Source organism: Bacillus sp. DHT2, assembly GCF_026241455.1.
Lineage (GTDB): Bacteria > Bacillota > Bacilli > Bacillales > Bacillaceae_G > Bacillus_A > Bacillus_A pseudomycoides.
The window spans coordinates 209,804-226,092 of sequence record NZ_JAPHWH010000006.1 but is presented as its reverse complement, the minus strand read 5'-3'; the positions used below and the strand labels follow the sequence as shown (position 1 = coordinate 226,092).

Below are 16,289 nucleotides of genomic sequence, written 5' to 3'. Positions count from 1 at the left end.
CAGAATGCAAAAAGGATAGGTTACCCTATCCTTTTTGCATTCTATTTACGATAAATTTGGAATTCGTCTATGTTTTGTAGCTTGTTCAAATGCATATGCAAGCTTAATTAAAGTCCCTTCGCTAAAAGCAGTACTTGCAAAAGTGATTCCAAACGGTCTTCCGCTTTTCATATATCCAGCCGGTACTGCTATGGAAGGATAACCAGCTTTGGCACATATTGTTGATCCTATATATGAAGGGAAGAGAATTGCATCAAGATCATATTTCTTTAACGCAAAATCAATTCCTTGTTCCTGGGAAAAATATAAATCTTCTAATTTTGCATTTAAGTATTCAGGGTTTCTTAACGTATTAGAAAAATCCTTTCCAAACTCCAACCTACTTTGTCCATATTTTAATGCTTTCTCTTCTATATTTTTATTAAATGCAATTAATTCAGAGATAGAATGGACTGGAATATTGGAAGGTAACTTGGAAAGATAATTATCTAGACTATGTTTTAATTCATACGATGAGACTCTCCAACTCCACTCCCTATGAAAAGATGGAATTTCGATATCTTCTAATACTGTTGCTCCTTCATTACGCAGTACTTGTATAGCATTCTGAAATAGTTCCTCATCATACTCTCCAGATTCGTAATAGCTTTCAGAGGCTTTGTTAAATACTCCAATTTTAGCACTCCTTAAACCATTAGAATCTAAATAAACCATATAATCTTGTTGAGCTCTTCCTTCACTTTTATAAGTTGCAGGATCAAGCTGGTCTATTCCTGTTAGACCCCCCAATAAAATTGCCGCGTCAGTTACTGTTCTAGCAAAAGATCCCGCTGTATCTTGCGAATATGTAAAAGGTATAATCCCCTTGCGACTTACTAAGCCAACAGTAGGCTTAATACCAACTACAGAGTTCTGAACTGCTGGACTTAAAATAGAGGCATCTGTTTCTGTTCCAACAGATAAAACGGTTAAGTTGGCAGCAACCGCTACGGCCGATCCTGTACTTGAACCACCAACAAAAAGGTCATCATCACCTGATCCATATGGATTAATGACTTGTCCACCTCTTGAACTATATCCAGCCCACATTTCAAAAGACATTCCATTCGCTAATTCTGTCATATTCGTCTTACCTAATATGACTGCACCTGCTTCACGAAGCTTTTCAACAAGAAATGCATCATGATTACTCCTATAGTTTTCAAGCGCAATTGTTCCTGCACTTGTATGCATTGAATCATTTGTTTCAATATTATCTTTTAAGAGAATAGGAATACCGTGCAAAGGACCTCTGACACCCTTTATTTTTCTTTCATGATCTAATCCTTCTGCGATAAAAATTGCATCTGGATTTATTTCTAAAATAGAATTTATTTTCGGACCGTCTTGGTCATACTTCGCTATTCTATGAAGGTAATACATAACTAACTCTTTCGAAGTAAGTTCCCCATTTTCCATCGCTGTTTGTATACCATGAATTGTTAATTCTTTTCTTAGTAGTTTATTGAATTGAATCTCCATCTGATTTCTCCCCTTACAAGTTGTTTCCTAGTTTCAGATCTTATCTTATTACTTATTAACTTTAATCATTGCCTTGTCTCCTCATTTCGACAAATTCACATCTGTTTAAACATTTCGTCTACCATACATAAAAACCTTCAAACAAAATAAAAAACGCCTTAGACGAATAAAACTATCTAAAACGTTGTTAACAATCACATATATTCTCTTCCTATTTTCAAACTCTCTTTTATTTCACATACACGTCCTCTAATAAATGTACAAATTCACCTTGATTCCCTGCTAATACAGGACACTTTGCTATATCAACCCATTCATAACAAAATGTTAGGCCCTCATCTTCCTCTCCTGCACTTACTATATGTTCCCACATATCTTTTACATCTGTTAATAATGAAATGTGAAAGAAGTGACGCTTTTGATACTCCTGTTTTTCTTTCATATAGATGATATAATCATCAATGAAACGTTCTATACATAAATGACGAAGTCCAGACTCTTCTATTACTTCACGCAGTACTGCTGCTTCTAATTTTTCTCCTTCGTCAACTGTGCCACCTGGGACCTGTATACCTGCTTCTGGTATATCACGATGAGTAAAAACAAGCAACTGCATAACTCCTGCTTTCTCCCTTGTAATGTATGCATATACTTTTTTCTTATATAACATCGTCATCTAATCCGTCTCCCCTCAATTCATTACTTCATCGCTTCCTCTAAGGTGAGTTGATTTTCATATAGATATGTCGCTTGTGGATTCCCTACATAACGTACGTGCCACGGTTCATACCGATAACCCGTAATGGACTCCTTCTCTTTTGTATACCGAATGACAAAACCAAATCGATGCGCATTTTGAGATAGCCATTTCCCTTCTTTTGTATCTCCAAAAACAGACTCTAATTGGAATTTAGCTGATTGTGATGTAATATCCATTGCGAGTCCCGTTTGATGTTCACTCGTTCCTGGAACAGCACTAGACATTGCTGTTTTTGCTTCTCCATCTTGAATCTTATACATTGTATTTAATGCTTTTTGCCGATCAAAAGACCGGTATCCAGAAACTGCAAAAAGAAAAATCCGCTCCTGATCTCCTTGCTCGAACATTTTTTCAAGTGCCTGCGCTGCTTCTTTCCTCATCTTCTTTTTCTCTTGATCACCTTCACTCGAATAACGCACTTTTGGAATAACTAAATCTTGTGGCTTATAACGATCTGGTAGCCGTCTGCTTTTATTTACAAGTACAAGTACGGAATCAGGATTATTGACAACCGCAAGATCTCCTTCCATTTTGGCAATAGTTTCTTGTGCTTTTGGAAATACAACGCTACTATTCACCTCTTGTGCCTGTTTATCTTTATACATTTTATAATTAATGCTTGCCACTCCAATAATAATTACAACTACTACGACACCCAGTAGTGTCCATCTTTTTTTCATACAACGACCTCTTATTTTAATAATTTGGCCATATAATACTCATCGACACGCTCACCCTCGACAATAAGAGAATCTTTTTTGACACCTTCTTGTTCAAATCCTGCTTTTTTATATAGTGCCTGCGCTCTTGTATTGTGGGCCATTACTGTTAATTCCAAACGCCATATATCATGTAATCTTGCCCACTTTTCTACTTCTTTAAACAATGTCGTCCCAATTCCTTTTCCGCCATATTCTTGTAAGATTCCAATTACAATTGCTGCTGCATGCTTGTTTCTTTGCACATTACCACCATTAGCTAAAATAAATCCAACTAATTGCTCCCCTTCTACTGCTACAAATATAGTAGAATTATAATCTTCTACAAAACGTTGAATCATTTGTGTTTGCTGCTCTACTGTTGTATTCCGTTCACCTGGTTCTAATAGCATAAAAGTAGTTTCTTCATCCAATTGTTTTCCTAATTGCAAAAATGCTGCTGCGTCCTCTACTCGAATTTCTCGAATCATTTCTATCACCCTACCAAGTTTATAATATAAAAATTTTCTTTATAAAGAGATTTTCGCTATTTTTTTATGAAATTCCTTTCTATTTTCCCCAGGAGAAATAGACAATTTTCGATATCAATATAATGAAGAAAAAATTGTGACAATAAAGTGAAACTTTAATCAGTGGGAGTTTTCTTCTTACCTCACTTAAATTTTTTACATTTGCTACATTTTAAAGTTGGGGCTTACTACCCGCGGATAGCGAGATAAAAGCTTAGCTTCCATCTTTTTATTTTTTGAACACACAAAAAAACGTAAGTATCTCACTTACGTTCATCCATTTACCTTTTCTGCTTGCCAAAAATATTCACTAAATGCTTTCGCCAATACATCAATGGAACGATTTAATTCTTCAGATGTATTATCTACACCTCCCACTTCAATTAAAATCGCTTGTCCTGATAAGTCCTGATTATAAACACCGTTCCCTGTTTGAAATCCCTTTTGAATAACACCGCGGCTTACTCCAGGATATTTTTTATTAATCGCTTCATGTAGCGCAGTTGCTAATTGTAAGTTTTTTGCATAATTTTTATTTCCTTTTCCAATGACAAAAGCAAGCTTCGCATATGATTTATCTCCAATCGCTTTTGTTGTGATATTTTTACGAGCGCTATCTCGGTGCAAATCAAAGAAGTATTGCAATTCTCTGTTACTAGCCATTGCTTCCTGTACAACTTCACGAGACATTTTATAAGAACTTGTATCATTTAAACCCTTACTAATCAACCTCTCCCCAACATCTGTTTTATCATTAACTGCCCCTATCCCTTCATTTTCTAATTGCTCACGGAATCTGTCTCCCAAAATAGAAATATTCGTCACAGAGCTTGTCGCTTTATTTGGATTTGGATTATTTGTCAAATTTAATAACGGTAAATAAGACTCCCAGCTATGCGTATGATAAATAAAGGCCACTTGTCTTTTCCCAGTTGTTTGAGATGGTTGTTTCTTGTCTTTATTTGTATCCGTTTTCGGAACTTGTCCTGCTTCTCCAGTCCGCTCTTTCACTACTTCCTCAAGTGGAACACTCGATTCTATTGGTAAGTTAGAATAATCTGTTCCTTCACCAGCAATGACGATTTCCGTATCGTATTTCCCAAAACCCGGAAGCTCCTTTCCAACAAAGCTACGTACATCATCAAATCGAATATTCGTTACAGTTGAAAAAAGAAAAGATGAAATCGAAAAATCTTGATTTAAATTCCGATATTCTTGTGTAAAATAGTGATTTTCCTTTCCAATCACATACATATAACCATTTATTGACAACTCATTCAACCAATTATATAAATATGCTGACTTTGTTTCTTTTAATGAAGTCACCATCATACTAATAAGAAAAAAAGTTGCTAACATCATAATGACAACAAATAAAATGAGCTTTCGTACACTCGTTAATTTTACATAAAAAAAGCCTCGATTCATAACATCACCCTCTCTGTTCCAACTTATGTACAAGCTATAGAGAATAGACCGCCTAAATTTCGGCTATATTGTCATAGAGGTGAAGTGAATTGAAGCTAATTATAGGTATAATTCCTATTGTTTTATCATGTGTTTTTTTATTATTTGCAGCACACCCTAAAATCCGTGCTTTCTTAGATATTTGCGCGTACCTTTCATTATATATACTGGGTATACTAATTGCTTTTAACATATATGATGTTGTACTGCACGGCTTAGTATTTATGACAACCATTCACAGTATTTTATTGAATCCATTATTTCTCCTTACCGGGGCTTATGTAGGAGTATATTCTTTATATCTCCTTATTTATAAACTAGTAACAAATGTAAGAAAAACTTAATACTTACCTTTAACGTATTTCCGAAAGAAGTCCCCATCTTCAAGCCCGTGACGGGCAATAGCCCAGCGATAAGGTTGGGATGAATTTCGTTTAGGCACAGCCTAACTGATTTGTAAGAACAACCAATTGTTATTATGGTGTATGCATTCTATATCCGATATCTTCACTTGCTTGTAAGACTTAGAAGGATTTTGTAGATAATGACCATCTATATCTTGTACATACATCATCTTCCCTGTAAATCCTGTCACAAATCCTACTTGTCCAAACACTTTTACTTTATCACCCAAATAGATTCCATGTACCTTTGGTGTATTTTTATTGTTTCGTTTTGCAGTTGTATTTTTTGTTTTTCTTCCTTTTCTTGCAGTCGATTCATGAAGGGATCGTTTTTTCTTTCTAAATTGTTTGATGCGAAATTCACCACTTTGCTCATATTCTTGTAGTTTTGTTGGGGTTGTAATCGCAATGGCATCATTATAATGTGTTTTCGATAAACGTAATTCTTTTCGTTTCGGTGTGGTGTAGCTGCCATACGTAATCTCACAACCTAAACGATTCATGATTTGCAGACGTAATATATTCATAAAAGCGGTCTCTTTATATTGTTTTGGTTTCTTGAAAATGTGTTTGATAGTTCCTTGGTGAAATTTCTGATGGCACTCTTCATGTACGGTTACAAGGTTATCTGCCATATCTGAACCGCCACTACATCGTTCAATGATATGATGCGTATGCAAAATACCGCCTTTTTTCTTACAAATTTGACAAGTATAATGATCTCTCGTAAACACGTAATACCTTGTATTCCAAAAGCCAAAGGCATCACCTTGTTGATATTCTTTTCCTTGTATGTCGGAGTTTTTTAGTTTTTGCGCATCAAACTTTCCTACTTCAACAATTACTTTTGGGGATGGTAATAACGAGCGGAATATTTCAATCCAATGAATTTGGTTATGCATCCTACTTTGAATCGATGGAGGCAACCAGCCTTCTCTCTTTTTTCGATTGAGAAAACGTGCTTTTCGATATCTTGTTTTTCGTTGTCTTCTACTTCTGCGTAATGTAGCTCTCAGTGTAAGATTCTCTTTAACGTCTTGACGTAACTCGATTGTTCCCTTTGCTAGCACTTTGTCTTCTGTGGTGATCGCAATGCCTACATACTTCGAACCGCTATCAACACCAATTGCAACGGATTGCACCGTTTCACCAGTAGCATACTGCAATTGAATTGTAAACGGAGTATACCCAATAATCTTGGCTTTTCCTTGTTTGAGAAGAAGCCTAGCTTTGCGATTGCTGCAAGGCATGAGCGGTTCTCCTCTTAAATTCTTGACAAATACACGCATGATTTGTCCCTCCTAAGAGTTTGTTTCCCTTCGCCAATGTTTGTAGGTGTTGGCAACTTCTTGTGCAAGAAGACTTGTGGTTGACCGTTCCTTCCCAACCAGAACTTTTACAGAGCCACCATAGAGCCAAGAACTAGGGAATCATTCTTGGGTATGCAACCTACGAACGGAGTCCACAAAGGACCGTGGCTAGACAACCAGAACTTTTACAAGCCCCCACTTCAAAACGCGCTAGCGTTTAAGTGGTGGGTAGTTGACATGGAGTGTAAAGATGAAACCACCTTTTATATGTCATAAATGCCAGAAGAAAATTATCAGAAAACAAGATCTTATCACCACAATATTTTACATACGTATCTACTTATTTCACAATACTTGTTTTAGCCAACAATTTTTCTTTTCTAGTTTCATTCCTATTAACACGTTATTTGGAGCATATTTCATTTGGTATACTCTCGCTATAGGGAGTGTTTTAACCATAACTGAACCCTCAATTATTTGGATCTTTTTTTACTACCAGCTCTATATCGCTTCATTTCTTATTATTATATCGAACGTCACTTTTGAAGATAGCGATTAGACTGTCCTTTAGGAATACTTAAACACTCCCAATCTTTTTCTTTCAGCAATTTCCCAACATAAATAATTTGTCCAATATGTGATGCATAATGAGCAATCTGCCTTTCAATTGCTTGCATAACACTATGCGCTTCACCACGAATATGAATTATCTTTAAAAGATCTTGCGGAGTTAATGATTGCAGCGCTTGAAAAACATACCCCCATCCTTCCCCCCATGCTGCTAGCACTTCTTCTTTTGAAGCATAACCGCCTTCAAATTCACCATCACGATTCCGATCTAGCTTTTCACCGTCTGTCGTTAAGAAATCTGTCCATCTTGAGCGCATATTCCCATGCAAATGTTTAATTATAATCGCAACACTATTTGCTTCTTCATGAGGTGTCCAGCATAGTTGTTCATATGATAACTGTGAAAGCGATTGTTCTCCTTGCTTTTGAATCGCCTTAAAGTTTGAAAAAACACATTCTAAATAAGCTTTTCTAACTTCCATTTCCAATCCTCTCCCATATTAACTAATTGGCGTTCCATTTGGAATTTCTATATCAGGTTGCAATAAGATTACATCACCATGTTCTGGGACTCCTCCTAACACAAGCACCTCTGATTTAAAGCCTGCAACACGTTTTGGTGGAAAATTCACTACGGCAACAACTTGTTTTCCAATTAACGCTTCTGGTGTATACCGCTTTGTAATTTGAGCACTGGATTGCTTCATACCAAGTTCACCAAAGTCAATTTCCAGCTTAATTGCAGGTACACGCGCTTCTTTAAACTCTTCTGCTTTTTTTATCGTTCCAATACGTAAATCTAACTGTAAAAAGTCTTCAAAATTAGCCATTTTATTCTCCCTCCCAAACTATCATTTAGACAAAACATGCAAATTCCCTCTAAAAAAAGAAAGATGCCTAAGCACCTTTCTTTTGTAACTCCCTTGATTCATTTGGTCTATATAGGAAGTAACCGATAACTCCACCAACACATGATGGCAATAACCATCCAATTCCTTCCTTATATAAAGGAAGCATTTGCAACACATTTGTTATAGCATCAAACTTAATATTTGCACTTTCTAAACCGTTAAATAGACTAATAACTAGTGCCCCTAAAATTGCACCGATATATATTGTATTTCGTTGCCCAATCCATTTATGGAAATAAGACAGAACAATTAGTACAATCGCAACAGGATAAATAATCAGTAACACAGGCAATGTTACAGCAATAAGCTGTGTTAACCCTAAGTTTGATACAAATAAACTAAACGCACATACCAATGTGACAATCATTTTATGCGATAATCTTGGGAATAAGTTTGTAAAGAATCCCGCACACGCCGATGTAAGTCCAACTGAAGTTGTTAAACATGCAAGTGTAATAACAAGGCCTAACAATACTTTTCCACTTGTTCCATATAGCTCATTTACAACTTTCGTTAAAATAAGACCTCCATTATCAGAAACGCCAAGTGATGTACTTGTCGAACCAAGATAAGCAAGTGATAAATAAATTAATGTTAAGCCTACCACAGCAATAATTCCTGATATAATTGTTATTTTTGCAATTTGTCCACTCTCTTTTATCCCTTTTGAACGAATAACTTGTACAACAACGATCCCAAATACAAGTGCACTAATAGCATCCATCGTTAAATATCCTTGAATAAATCCGCCAAAAAATGCATTTTCTTTGTATGCATCTAATGGTGCAGCAGGCGCCCCAATTGGATCAATAATCGCTTTTCCAACAATTACAGCAACAATTAATACTAATAATGGGGTAAGGAACTTTCCAAACCAATCAATTAGTTTTGATGGATTTAATGATAAATACCAAGTAACCCCAAAGAAAACTACTGTGTATAGAAACAGCATATACCACTCTGACACAAACGCTTCTGATAGAAACGGCTTCATTCCCATTTCAAATGAAACTGCCCCTGTACGCGGGATTGCAAAGAATGGTCCAATCGCTAAATAACTAATCAGTGGGAAAATAAACGCAAATATAGGATGTACTCTAGAGGATAACGCTTTCAAGTCTCCCTCTACAAAAGCTACAGCGGTTACAGCTAATAGAGGAAGTCCGACTCCTGTCACAAGGAATCCAATTGTGGCAATCCAAACATTTTCTCCTGCTTGTTGACCTAATACTGGTGGGAAAATTAAATTTCCTGCTCCTAAAAATAATGCAAACAACATCAAACCAATTGCTATCGTATCTCCTGGCCTTAATCGTCCCTTCATCTTTTTCTTGCATAGCATGTTCCCTATTGTTTTTATCTTTTTTCACAATATGCTATGCATCCTCCTCTCTGCTCATGTTGATTAATATATCGCCCCTTAAAAGGCAATGCCTTTCTCCATAATTTCTCCACTTCCCCTTTTTATTACTCTAATTTATAAATTTTGATTTTTTTGAATATTTAAATCATTAGAGTGTTAAACCATGGAGTAAACTTGTCAGACTTCTTTGCTTTTGTCACACATATAGTAACATATTTAGTTGAAAAATAAAAACATATTTTTTATATAGAATTTTTCGAAAAACAAAATAATAAGTTCTCCTTCCTCGTCTATTATTCTTTTAGGAAAATATTTTAGAAACAAATATGCAACGATTCATTTTGTTATCTCAAAATAACATTACTATTTCCTTTTTTATGTATAACGAAAAGCCATCTAAATTATACAGATGGCTTTGTATCTTCTATTCTATTGTCTCCACTTCACGTGGATTATTCATTTCTTCTACATATACAACGCGAAATCCATGGTCTTCTAAATCCTTAAGCAATGAATCTAATTCTTCTGGTTTAAATTCTTCGCCTAGTGTAAACATAATTCTGCGTACTAATAACGCATCATTATCAAATGTCATTAAACTTTGAATGCCACTATATTTTTTCAAAACTGTAGATAGTTTTTGAATCGCTCCATTATAATCTTGGGTTCCCACCATAACAGAATACCTGCTAGAATGAACACCCCATGCATCCTCTAATAACTCAAATACCTTTTTATGAGTTAAGATTCCAAGAAATGTCCCTTTCTCATCGATAACGGACAAATATGGTAGCTTCTTAATTGTAAAGAACACTTTAAAGAAAGAAGAGTCTTCTCTCACATAGCCCTCTTTATCATTTAATAATTCTGATAAATCATCTTCTAATGAACCTTTATATTCTAAAATATCTACTTTATATACATTCCCTAAAAATTTCTCTTTCTTTTCATCTAAAACTGGCACACAACGATAACCTGTTTTATTTAAATGATCCAATGCTTCACCTATTGTAAATGAAATGGAGCAATATAAAACTTCTCTTTTTGGCACATAATTTCCTTTAATCCTCATAAAAAGCCTCCTTATGTTAAAATACTTTCTGTGCCATAACTATATTATATTTTCAGAAAAAAATAAATAATTTATTTTATTTTTCTGAAATCTTTTCATATTATTGTCATTATTTGTTCATGAATGATTCATTTTTGAGAAATTTAGTAGATTATCATTCTGTACAACAAATAATATAAGCAACTTATCATACTTAAGCTAGTTACTGACTATAGCTGAAAATAAAGAGAATTACTTATAATCCTAGCCTATACCCATATGTAAAGAAAAAGATATTGTAACTTTAGCAAAAAAGCGCTAAAATAAGAATAAGAATTTTCTGAATTTTCAAAGAGTAGGTGAACCTTTATGTCTTCATTATTTCGTTCTTACACATATCGCTTTTTTGTAGGATTCCTTATTATTCTTATCATAAGCCCCATTCCCGCCTTATTATTAACTCATGAGTCTTCTTATTTGAAAGGTTTACTTGGGATTTTTCATAATCTCGCTCATTTTCCATCCATTTTCATCCCTATGATTGATTGGATGCATGAATCCATTCTTTTTTCATCACAACCTATTATAAATTCAACCACAACTTTACATGCTCCAGGACAATCTACACTTCTATTCCCTTATATGTGGGAAGTATACTTTTTATCAATCGTGCGTTTTACATTCACACTCGCAATTGGTTTTTCAATTAGCTTAACAATGGGACGTTTATTCTTAAAGGCACCAAAACAACTAAAAAAATACACTTCAATATTGCGCTGGATTCCATACTCATTCAGTACTGCTTTATTACAATGTTCTATTGTTTTAATTTCTTTATACATCGCAAAGTACATAACAATTCCATTCCTTTCCTCTCTCATCATCATAAGTAGTACATCAATGATTATTGTTATACAGGCAATTAAAAAATGGATTCCATTTTTAAATAAAACTGCAGAACATGATTTACGTGATTCATCTTTTCTCATTAATACGTTATTTATGGCAATTGTTTCAAATCATAAATCTATTTTAAGCTCCATCATTCTGTCATTTTTTTATATGGAATGTATTTTTCATACGAAAGGATTACTACAATTTATTATTCAATTTGGAGGAAGTTCCCCGACCGTTGTCACAATTGGACTGCTACTCATTTATATTCCATACATCATTCTTTCCTTTCTTCAATCCGTGTGGACAACAAACCAGTCTAAACATCAAACTTACAATATCACAAAAACACTGACAAAGTAATTAAGCTTCATGCTATCTCCCTCCTTTTAAAAATGGAGGGTTATTCCCCTTTCATTCAGGGTAAAATACCAACAAATTCATGTATGGTTAGAAAAACATTCCAATATTTACTCATTTCCTTTGACTATTATTTTCATTTCGATTTATTATAAAAGTATAACATACTTGCAGGAGGTGACATCTTTATTCCAACTTCGGAGTAGAGAACACACTTGGACATATTAAATATTTTTCTCATTTTTGTACTTATTCTCATTTCTGGCTTTTTCGTCGCATCTGAATTTGCGGTTGTAAAAGTACGAAAAAGTAGAATTGATCAGCTTGCAAATGAAGGAAATAAGCAAGCATTAGCTGCCAGAAGCGTTGTTTCTAACTTAGATGTATACTTATCAGCCTGTCAGCTTGGTATTACTATCACGTCTTTAGGCCTTGGTTGGCTTGGTGAACCAACTGTTGAACACTTACTACGACCACTATTTGAAAAAATAAATATTACTGGAGCAATGGCTAATACGCTATCGTTTATCATTGCATTTAGTGTCATCACTTTTTTCCATGTTGTATTGGGGGAACTTGTTCCAAAATCTTTTGCAATTCAAAAAGCGGAGGCTATTACATTAAAATTTGCCAAACCACTCATTTGGTTTGATAAAATCATGTATCCTTTCATTTGGTCACTTAATAGTACAGCCGTATTCTTTACAAAACTATTCGGCTTAGAACCAGCAAAAGAAAATGAACTTGCTCACTCAGAAGAAGAATTACGACTTATTTTAGGTGAAAGCTTTAAAAGTGGTGAAATTAATCAAACTGAATACAAATATGTAAACAATATTTTCGAATTTGATGATCGTGTTGCCAAAGAAATTATGGTACCTCGCACAGAAATGGTTTGTTTATCTACCGAAAATACATTAGAAGAAAATATGGATATCGTGGCATCTGAAAAATATACACGTTATCCGATTATTGAAAAAGATAAAGATGATATTATCGGGATGCTAAATACAAAAGAAATTTTTCACGACCAAACGAAGGGGATTCAAAAACCTTTAGAAGCGTATATACATCCGGTCTTAACTGTATTTGAAACAGTACCAATCCGTAAAACATTAATTCATCTTCAAAAGAATCGTGTGCAAATGGCAATTGTAATGGATGAATACGGCGGGACAGCTGGCCTATTAACAATGGAAGATATTATTGAAGAAATTATTGGTGAAATTCAAGATGAATTTGATGCAGATGAATCGCCAATGATTGAAAAACGCACACCAAAACTCACTGTACTGGATGGAAAAGTACTCATTTCAGAAGTAAATGATATATTTGGTCTACATATCGATGATAGTGATTTAGATACCATTGGGGGCTGGCTTCTATCTCAGGCAATTGATTTAAATATTGAAGTTGGCTATTCAATTGAATATGCTGGTTTCCAATTCAAAGCATTAGAACTTGATGGGCATCAAATTAAGAAAGTTGCTGTACATAAACTAGATAGTAAAAAGGAGATATAAAGTGACCGTTTTATTAACACTTTGTATAATTGCTTGTTTTATCGTATCGTTTATTGCGTTTATCTATCCGATTATCCCTGGCATACTTGCACTGTGGGCTGGATATCTCATTTATCATTTTGGCATAAATGGTGGAGAGCTAACAATAAGTTTTTGGATCCTTCAAATCATTTTTACCATCATTATTTTCGTTGCTGATTTTATCGCAAATGGATACTTCTTAAAGAAATATGGAAGTACCAAATGGGGTGAACGTGTGGGAATGGTTTCTATTATTATCGGCTCCTTTTTCTTCCCACCATTTGGTCTCATTATCATTCCATTTCTGTCTGTTTTCGCGACAGAAATAATGCATAAAAAGACACCACAAGAAGCGTTTATGGTCGGAATTGCTACAGTCGTCGGCTTCTTAAGCAGTACAGTAGCAAAAGCAATTTTACAAATTATTATGATTATCATTTTTGTATGTTACATTCTTTTTTAACCATCCCTTTTCAGGGATGGTTTTTTTAATAAGCAATGCCTACACGGCTATTTTCATATACTTTTTCATTTATTAGAGACCACGTAAAACGAGCTGTATCTCCTACCGTAATTTTTGATCCATCCAGTGGTAACATATCCGTCTCCGTCCGGTATATACCCGTTTCTTCACCATCAATTAAATGTGTAGGACAAACAATTGTCCAGCATAGCCCACTATTTTTTAAAGCTACATAAGCAGCTAAATGATCTTCTGCAGCCGTTGTGGTTTTTCTTTTTGATTCTTCCGATTGAAATCGATATATCTTCTGATTTGTCCGCGCCTGTAAAATGCCTGCTGTTCCTATCGTAATAATCCTTTTTACTCCCTCTTTCCCCATATGTTTTATAATGCTAGGTATACTATTCGATAATGTTCTATTTCCATCTGTTCCAAGAGCGCTTAAAACGAGCTCAGCGTCCTTTAAAGCTTTCTTCACATCATTTCCCTGTAATACATCCCCTTCTACGATATGTAGCTTATCATGTCTCATCATAAGCTTATTTTGATCACGAACTAATACTGTGATATCATGTGAATCTTGTAATGCTAGTTTCATTAACTGTGACCCAACTCTTCCAGTTGCACCAAATATACATATTTTCATCTTCGTACTCCTTACTTACTATTTTTCTCTATTCTTTCTCAAAAACGATAAATATGCAACTAAAAAAGCTTCCCCAACACGTGAGAAAGCCCTACCATTCAAAATATTATTTTTTTTCCTTTGAATCTGAAGAATTACTATCCTTGCTCGTTTCTTGATCTTTCTTTTCATCTTGCTGTGATGTTTTGTCCTCATCCTTCTTTTTGTCCTCACCTTTACTACAACCTACCATAAATAAAGAGCTCGCAAGTGCCATAGCAGTTAAAGATTTAACCCATTTATTCATTTGCTTATCCCCCTTTTAATAGAATATGTACAATCTCATATTACTTCTCTTTTTTAAAGATAATATGAGAAAAGAGTAAAGATACGGTAAATTTCTGTAAATTTTCTGATAAGAGAGGCGTTTGTTTTTTATTTTGGATCTTTTTCACTTATAATAAAAATAATATAACAAAGAAAGGTTGATATATATGGAACTTGGATTAGCTGGAAAAACTGCTCTAGTTGTTGCTTCTAGTCAAGGTTTAGGAAAAGCGATTGCTACGGAACTTGTAAAAGAAGGAACAAATGTTATGCTACTTAGTCGTAATGAAGAAAAGCTAGCATCTTTACAAAAAGAATTGATCGCTCTTAATAAAGGCACTGCCATGTATACAGTTTGTGATGTTACAAACAAAGAAAACATGAAACAAGCGGTAGAATATACTGTACAAACCTTTGGCACAATTGATATTTTAGTAAACAATGCCGGCGGCCCTAAGCCTGGTACATTTGAACAATTAACAGACGAAGATTGGTACAATTCATTTGAGCTCAATTTATTAAGTTACGTTCGTATGATTCGTGAAGTACTTCCATATATGAAAGAGCAAGGCGGCAAAATTATTAACATTGCTTCGTCTTCTATTAAAGGGCCCATTCCCGGATTACTATTATCGAATACATTCCGCGTCGGCATTACAGGCTTAGCAAAAACGTTAGCATCTGAGCTTGCTCCATATAACATTTTAATTAATACGATTGCTCCTGGACGTATTGCTACGGACCGCATCGCTTCTCTCGATGAAACAGCTGCCGAAAAGCGCGGAATTGCAGTAGAAGACGTTCAAAAACAATATGAAGCAATTATCCCACTGGGAAGATATGGTCGTCCTAGTGAATTCGCTAAATTTGCTACATTCCTTGCATCCGATGCAAATACTTATATGACTGGGCAATCATTCCTTGTTGATGGTGGAATGGTAAAAAGCTTATAATTCTTTTCAAAAAAACAAGACAGCTCATATGCCGTCTTGTTTTTTTATTCTATGCAAATCTTTCGTCTTCATATATATTCTCTATTGTATATTCTTTTTTCACAACATATTGCCATACACTATATGCATAACGATTCATTTTAACAAAGCAGTTTTCCAAAAATGATCGAAATTCCGGATTTGCAACTTCTACAGCAACTTGGGCGAATCTGAGTGCTAATCTTTTTAAATTCGAAATATAGGAAATAGCAAGTTCAATGTCACCCTGACTTGTATTCTTCATCGGTATATCATTTTGTATAAGGGGGGACTTCAGTTGTTCACAAATCATATGCTGTATATTTTCACCTTCTTGAAAGTTCACTTGTTCATTGTAAGCTTGCAAAATATAGGGCAAATGTTGTTTTAATATATCCTTTAACTCTTCACCTTCCACCCTATTCATATACTCACCAATCATATGAATCATTTCATAACTACACTTCATTAACTCTTCCATACATCTCATATCATAGCTCCCCCTTCCCTCTAAATATAT

Annotated in this window: 18 protein-coding genes and 1 pseudogene; 6 read left to right on the top strand and 13 right to left on the bottom strand. The window is 34.7% G+C overall.

Annotation, left to right across the window (positions count from 1 at the left end; all coding sequences use genetic code 11):
• Window positions 1-45: 45 nt before the first annotated feature.
• The 5 genes from ORL93_RS16940 to spoIIP form a co-directional block, all read right to left on the bottom strand.
• Window positions 46-1,521, bottom strand: coding sequence for an amidase family protein (locus tag ORL93_RS16940; RefSeq protein ID WP_097795594.1), 1,476 nt, complete (start codon window positions 1,519-1,521; stop codon window positions 46-48).
• Between the two features lie 229 nt (window positions 1,522-1,750).
• The gene (locus ORL93_RS16935) at window positions 1,751-2,197 is read right to left on the bottom strand and encodes an NUDIX hydrolase (RefSeq protein ID WP_003197163.1); all 447 of its coding nucleotides are present in this window, start codon (window positions 2,195-2,197) and stop codon (window positions 1,751-1,753) included.
• A gap of 23 nt (window positions 2,198-2,220) precedes the next feature.
• Window positions 2,221-2,961, bottom strand: coding sequence for a M15 family metallopeptidase (locus ORL93_RS16930; protein WP_006094622.1), 741 nt, complete (start codon window positions 2,959-2,961; stop codon window positions 2,221-2,223).
• Window positions 2,962-2,972: 11 nt separating this feature from the next.
• Complete coding sequence (locus ORL93_RS16925) at window positions 2,973-3,470, bottom strand: GNAT family N-acetyltransferase (protein ID WP_016114607.1); 498 nt, start codon at window positions 3,468-3,470, stop codon at window positions 2,973-2,975.
• 312 nt (window positions 3,471-3,782) lie between these two features.
• Window positions 3,783-4,937, bottom strand: coding sequence for a stage II sporulation protein P (spoIIP, locus tag ORL93_RS16920; RefSeq protein ID WP_265959283.1), 1,155 nt, complete (start codon window positions 4,935-4,937; stop codon window positions 3,783-3,785).
• An 89-nt stretch (window positions 4,938-5,026) separates the two neighbouring features.
• Here spoIIP and ORL93_RS16915 point away from each other — a divergent pair, with 89 nt between their 5' ends.
• Window positions 5,027-5,320, top strand: coding sequence for a hypothetical protein (locus ORL93_RS16915; RefSeq protein WP_016114606.1), 294 nt, complete (start codon window positions 5,027-5,029; stop codon window positions 5,318-5,320).
• A gap of 101 nt (window positions 5,321-5,421) precedes the next feature.
• On the opposite strand, the gene iscB is transcribed toward ORL93_RS16915, so the two are convergent.
• Window positions 5,422-6,669 (bottom strand): RNA-guided endonuclease IscB, encoded by a 1,248-nt coding sequence (iscB, locus tag ORL93_RS16910; protein ID WP_016114605.1) that lies wholly within the window; start codon window positions 6,667-6,669, stop codon window positions 5,422-5,424.
• Window positions 6,670-6,940: 271 nt separating this feature from the next.
• Here iscB and ORL93_RS16905 point away from each other — a divergent pair.
• A pseudogene (locus ORL93_RS16905) lies at window positions 6,941-7,236 on the top strand (permease).
• Here ORL93_RS16905 and ORL93_RS16900 read toward each other — a convergent pair.
• The 4 genes from ORL93_RS16900 to cbpA form a co-directional block, all read right to left on the bottom strand.
• The gene (locus ORL93_RS16900) at window positions 7,227-7,742 is read right to left on the bottom strand and encodes a DUF1572 domain-containing protein (protein ID WP_018781321.1); all 516 of its coding nucleotides are present in this window, start codon (window positions 7,740-7,742) and stop codon (window positions 7,227-7,229) included. The pseudogene ORL93_RS16905 and the gene ORL93_RS16900 sit on opposite strands and share 10 nt — an antisense overlap.
• Window positions 7,743-7,760: 18 nt before the next feature.
• Window positions 7,761-8,090 carry a chaperone CsaA gene (csaA, locus tag ORL93_RS16895; RefSeq protein WP_003197150.1) on the bottom strand — a complete coding sequence of 110 codons (330 nt, stop codon included), beginning with the start codon at window positions 8,088-8,090 and terminating at the stop codon, window positions 7,761-7,763.
• A 67-nt stretch (window positions 8,091-8,157) separates the two neighbouring features.
• On the bottom strand, window positions 8,158-9,495 hold the full coding sequence (gene brnQ4, locus ORL93_RS16890; RefSeq protein WP_029427084.1) for a branched-chain amino acid transport system II carrier protein BrnQ4: 1,338 nt from the start codon (window positions 9,493-9,495) through the stop codon (window positions 8,158-8,160).
• 463 nt (window positions 9,496-9,958) lie between these two features.
• Entirely contained in the window at window positions 9,959-10,606 is a 648-nt protein-coding gene (gene cbpA / locus ORL93_RS16885; RefSeq protein WP_003197146.1) for a cyclic di-AMP binding protein CbpA, read from the bottom strand.
• A 348-nt stretch (window positions 10,607-10,954) separates the two neighbouring features.
• Here cbpA and ORL93_RS16880 point away from each other — a divergent pair, with 348 nt between their 5' ends.
• The 3 genes from ORL93_RS16880 (at window position 10,955) to ORL93_RS16870 (ending at window position 13,846) form a co-directional block, all read left to right on the top strand.
• A complete protein-coding gene (locus ORL93_RS16880) occupies window positions 10,955-11,842 on the top strand; it encodes a hypothetical protein (protein WP_097795593.1) in 888 nt (295 codons plus the stop codon).
• A gap of 212 nt (window positions 11,843-12,054) precedes the next feature.
• Window positions 12,055-13,362, top strand: coding sequence for a hemolysin family protein (locus ORL93_RS16875; protein ID WP_003197142.1), 1,308 nt, complete (start codon window positions 12,055-12,057; stop codon window positions 13,360-13,362).
• A 1-nt stretch (window position 13,363) separates the two neighbouring features.
• A complete protein-coding gene (locus ORL93_RS16870; RefSeq protein WP_265959282.1) occupies window positions 13,364-13,846 on the top strand; it encodes a DUF456 domain-containing protein in 483 nt (160 codons plus the stop codon).
• A 25-nt stretch (window positions 13,847-13,871) separates the two neighbouring features.
• Here ORL93_RS16870 and ORL93_RS16865 read toward each other — a convergent pair whose 3' ends face one another.
• Complete coding sequence (locus ORL93_RS16865) at window positions 13,872-14,492, bottom strand: NAD(P)-dependent oxidoreductase (RefSeq protein WP_003197138.1); 621 nt, start codon at window positions 14,490-14,492, stop codon at window positions 13,872-13,874.
• Window positions 14,493-14,598: 106 nt separating this feature from the next.
• Entirely contained in the window at window positions 14,599-14,778 is a 180-nt protein-coding gene (locus ORL93_RS16860; RefSeq protein WP_016114600.1) for a hypothetical protein, read from the bottom strand.
• A gap of 187 nt (window positions 14,779-14,965) precedes the next feature.
• Between ORL93_RS16860 and ORL93_RS16855 the strand changes: the two genes are divergently transcribed.
• Entirely contained in the window at window positions 14,966-15,751 is a 786-nt protein-coding gene (locus ORL93_RS16855) for an SDR family oxidoreductase (RefSeq protein ID WP_265959281.1), read from the top strand.
• 49 nt (window positions 15,752-15,800) lie between these two features.
• Here ORL93_RS16855 and ORL93_RS16850 read toward each other — a convergent pair whose 3' ends face one another.
• The gene (locus tag ORL93_RS16850) at window positions 15,801-16,259 is read right to left on the bottom strand and encodes a spore coat protein (protein WP_018765476.1); all 459 of its coding nucleotides are present in this window, start codon (window positions 16,257-16,259) and stop codon (window positions 15,801-15,803) included.
• Window positions 16,260-16,289: the final 30 nt, after the last annotated feature.

Excerpts from the sequence above, each read along its gene's own strand:
- ORL93_RS16940 (WP_097795594.1), bottom strand. The coding sequence starts at position 1,521 with ATGGAGATTCAATTCAATAAACTACTAAGAAAAGAATTAACAATTCAT.
- ORL93_RS16935 (WP_003197163.1), bottom strand. The coding sequence starts at position 2,197 with ATGACGATGTTATATAAGAAAAAAGTATATGCATACATTACAAGGGAG.
- ORL93_RS16930 (WP_006094622.1), bottom strand. The coding sequence starts at position 2,961 with ATGAAAAAAAGATGGACACTACTGGGTGTCGTAGTAGTTGTAATTATT.
- ORL93_RS16925 (WP_016114607.1), bottom strand. The coding sequence starts at position 3,470 with ATGATTCGAGAAATTCGAGTAGAGGACGCAGCAGCATTTTTGCAATTA.
- spoIIP (WP_265959283.1), bottom strand. The coding sequence starts at position 4,937 with ATGAATCGAGGCTTTTTTTATGTAAAATTAACGAGTGTACGAAAGCTC.
- iscB (WP_016114605.1), bottom strand. The coding sequence starts at position 6,669 with ATGCGTGTATTTGTCAAGAATTTAAGAGGAGAACCGCTCATGCCTTGC.
- ORL93_RS16900 (WP_018781321.1), bottom strand. The coding sequence starts at position 7,742 with ATGGAAGTTAGAAAAGCTTATTTAGAATGTGTTTTTTCAAACTTTAAG.
- csaA (WP_003197150.1), bottom strand. The coding sequence starts at position 8,090 with ATGGCTAATTTTGAAGACTTTTTACAGTTAGATTTACGTATTGGAACG.
- brnQ4 (WP_029427084.1), bottom strand. The coding sequence starts at position 9,495 with ATGAAGGGACGATTAAGGCCAGGAGATACGATAGCAATTGGTTTGATG.
- cbpA (WP_003197146.1), bottom strand. The coding sequence starts at position 10,606 with ATGAGGATTAAAGGAAATTATGTGCCAAAAAGAGAAGTTTTATATTGC.
- ORL93_RS16880 (WP_097795593.1), top strand. The coding sequence starts at position 10,955 with ATGTCTTCATTATTTCGTTCTTACACATATCGCTTTTTTGTAGGATTC.
- ORL93_RS16865 (WP_003197138.1), bottom strand. The coding sequence starts at position 14,492 with ATGAAAATATGTATATTTGGTGCAACTGGAAGAGTTGGGTCACAGTTA.
- ORL93_RS16860 (WP_016114600.1), bottom strand. The coding sequence starts at position 14,778 with ATGAATAAATGGGTTAAATCTTTAACTGCTATGGCACTTGCGAGCTCT.
- ORL93_RS16855 (WP_265959281.1), top strand. The coding sequence starts at position 14,966 with ATGGAACTTGGATTAGCTGGAAAAACTGCTCTAGTTGTTGCTTCTAGT.
- ORL93_RS16850 (WP_018765476.1), bottom strand. The coding sequence starts at position 16,259 with ATGAGATGTATGGAAGAGTTAATGAAGTGTAGTTATGAAATGATTCAT.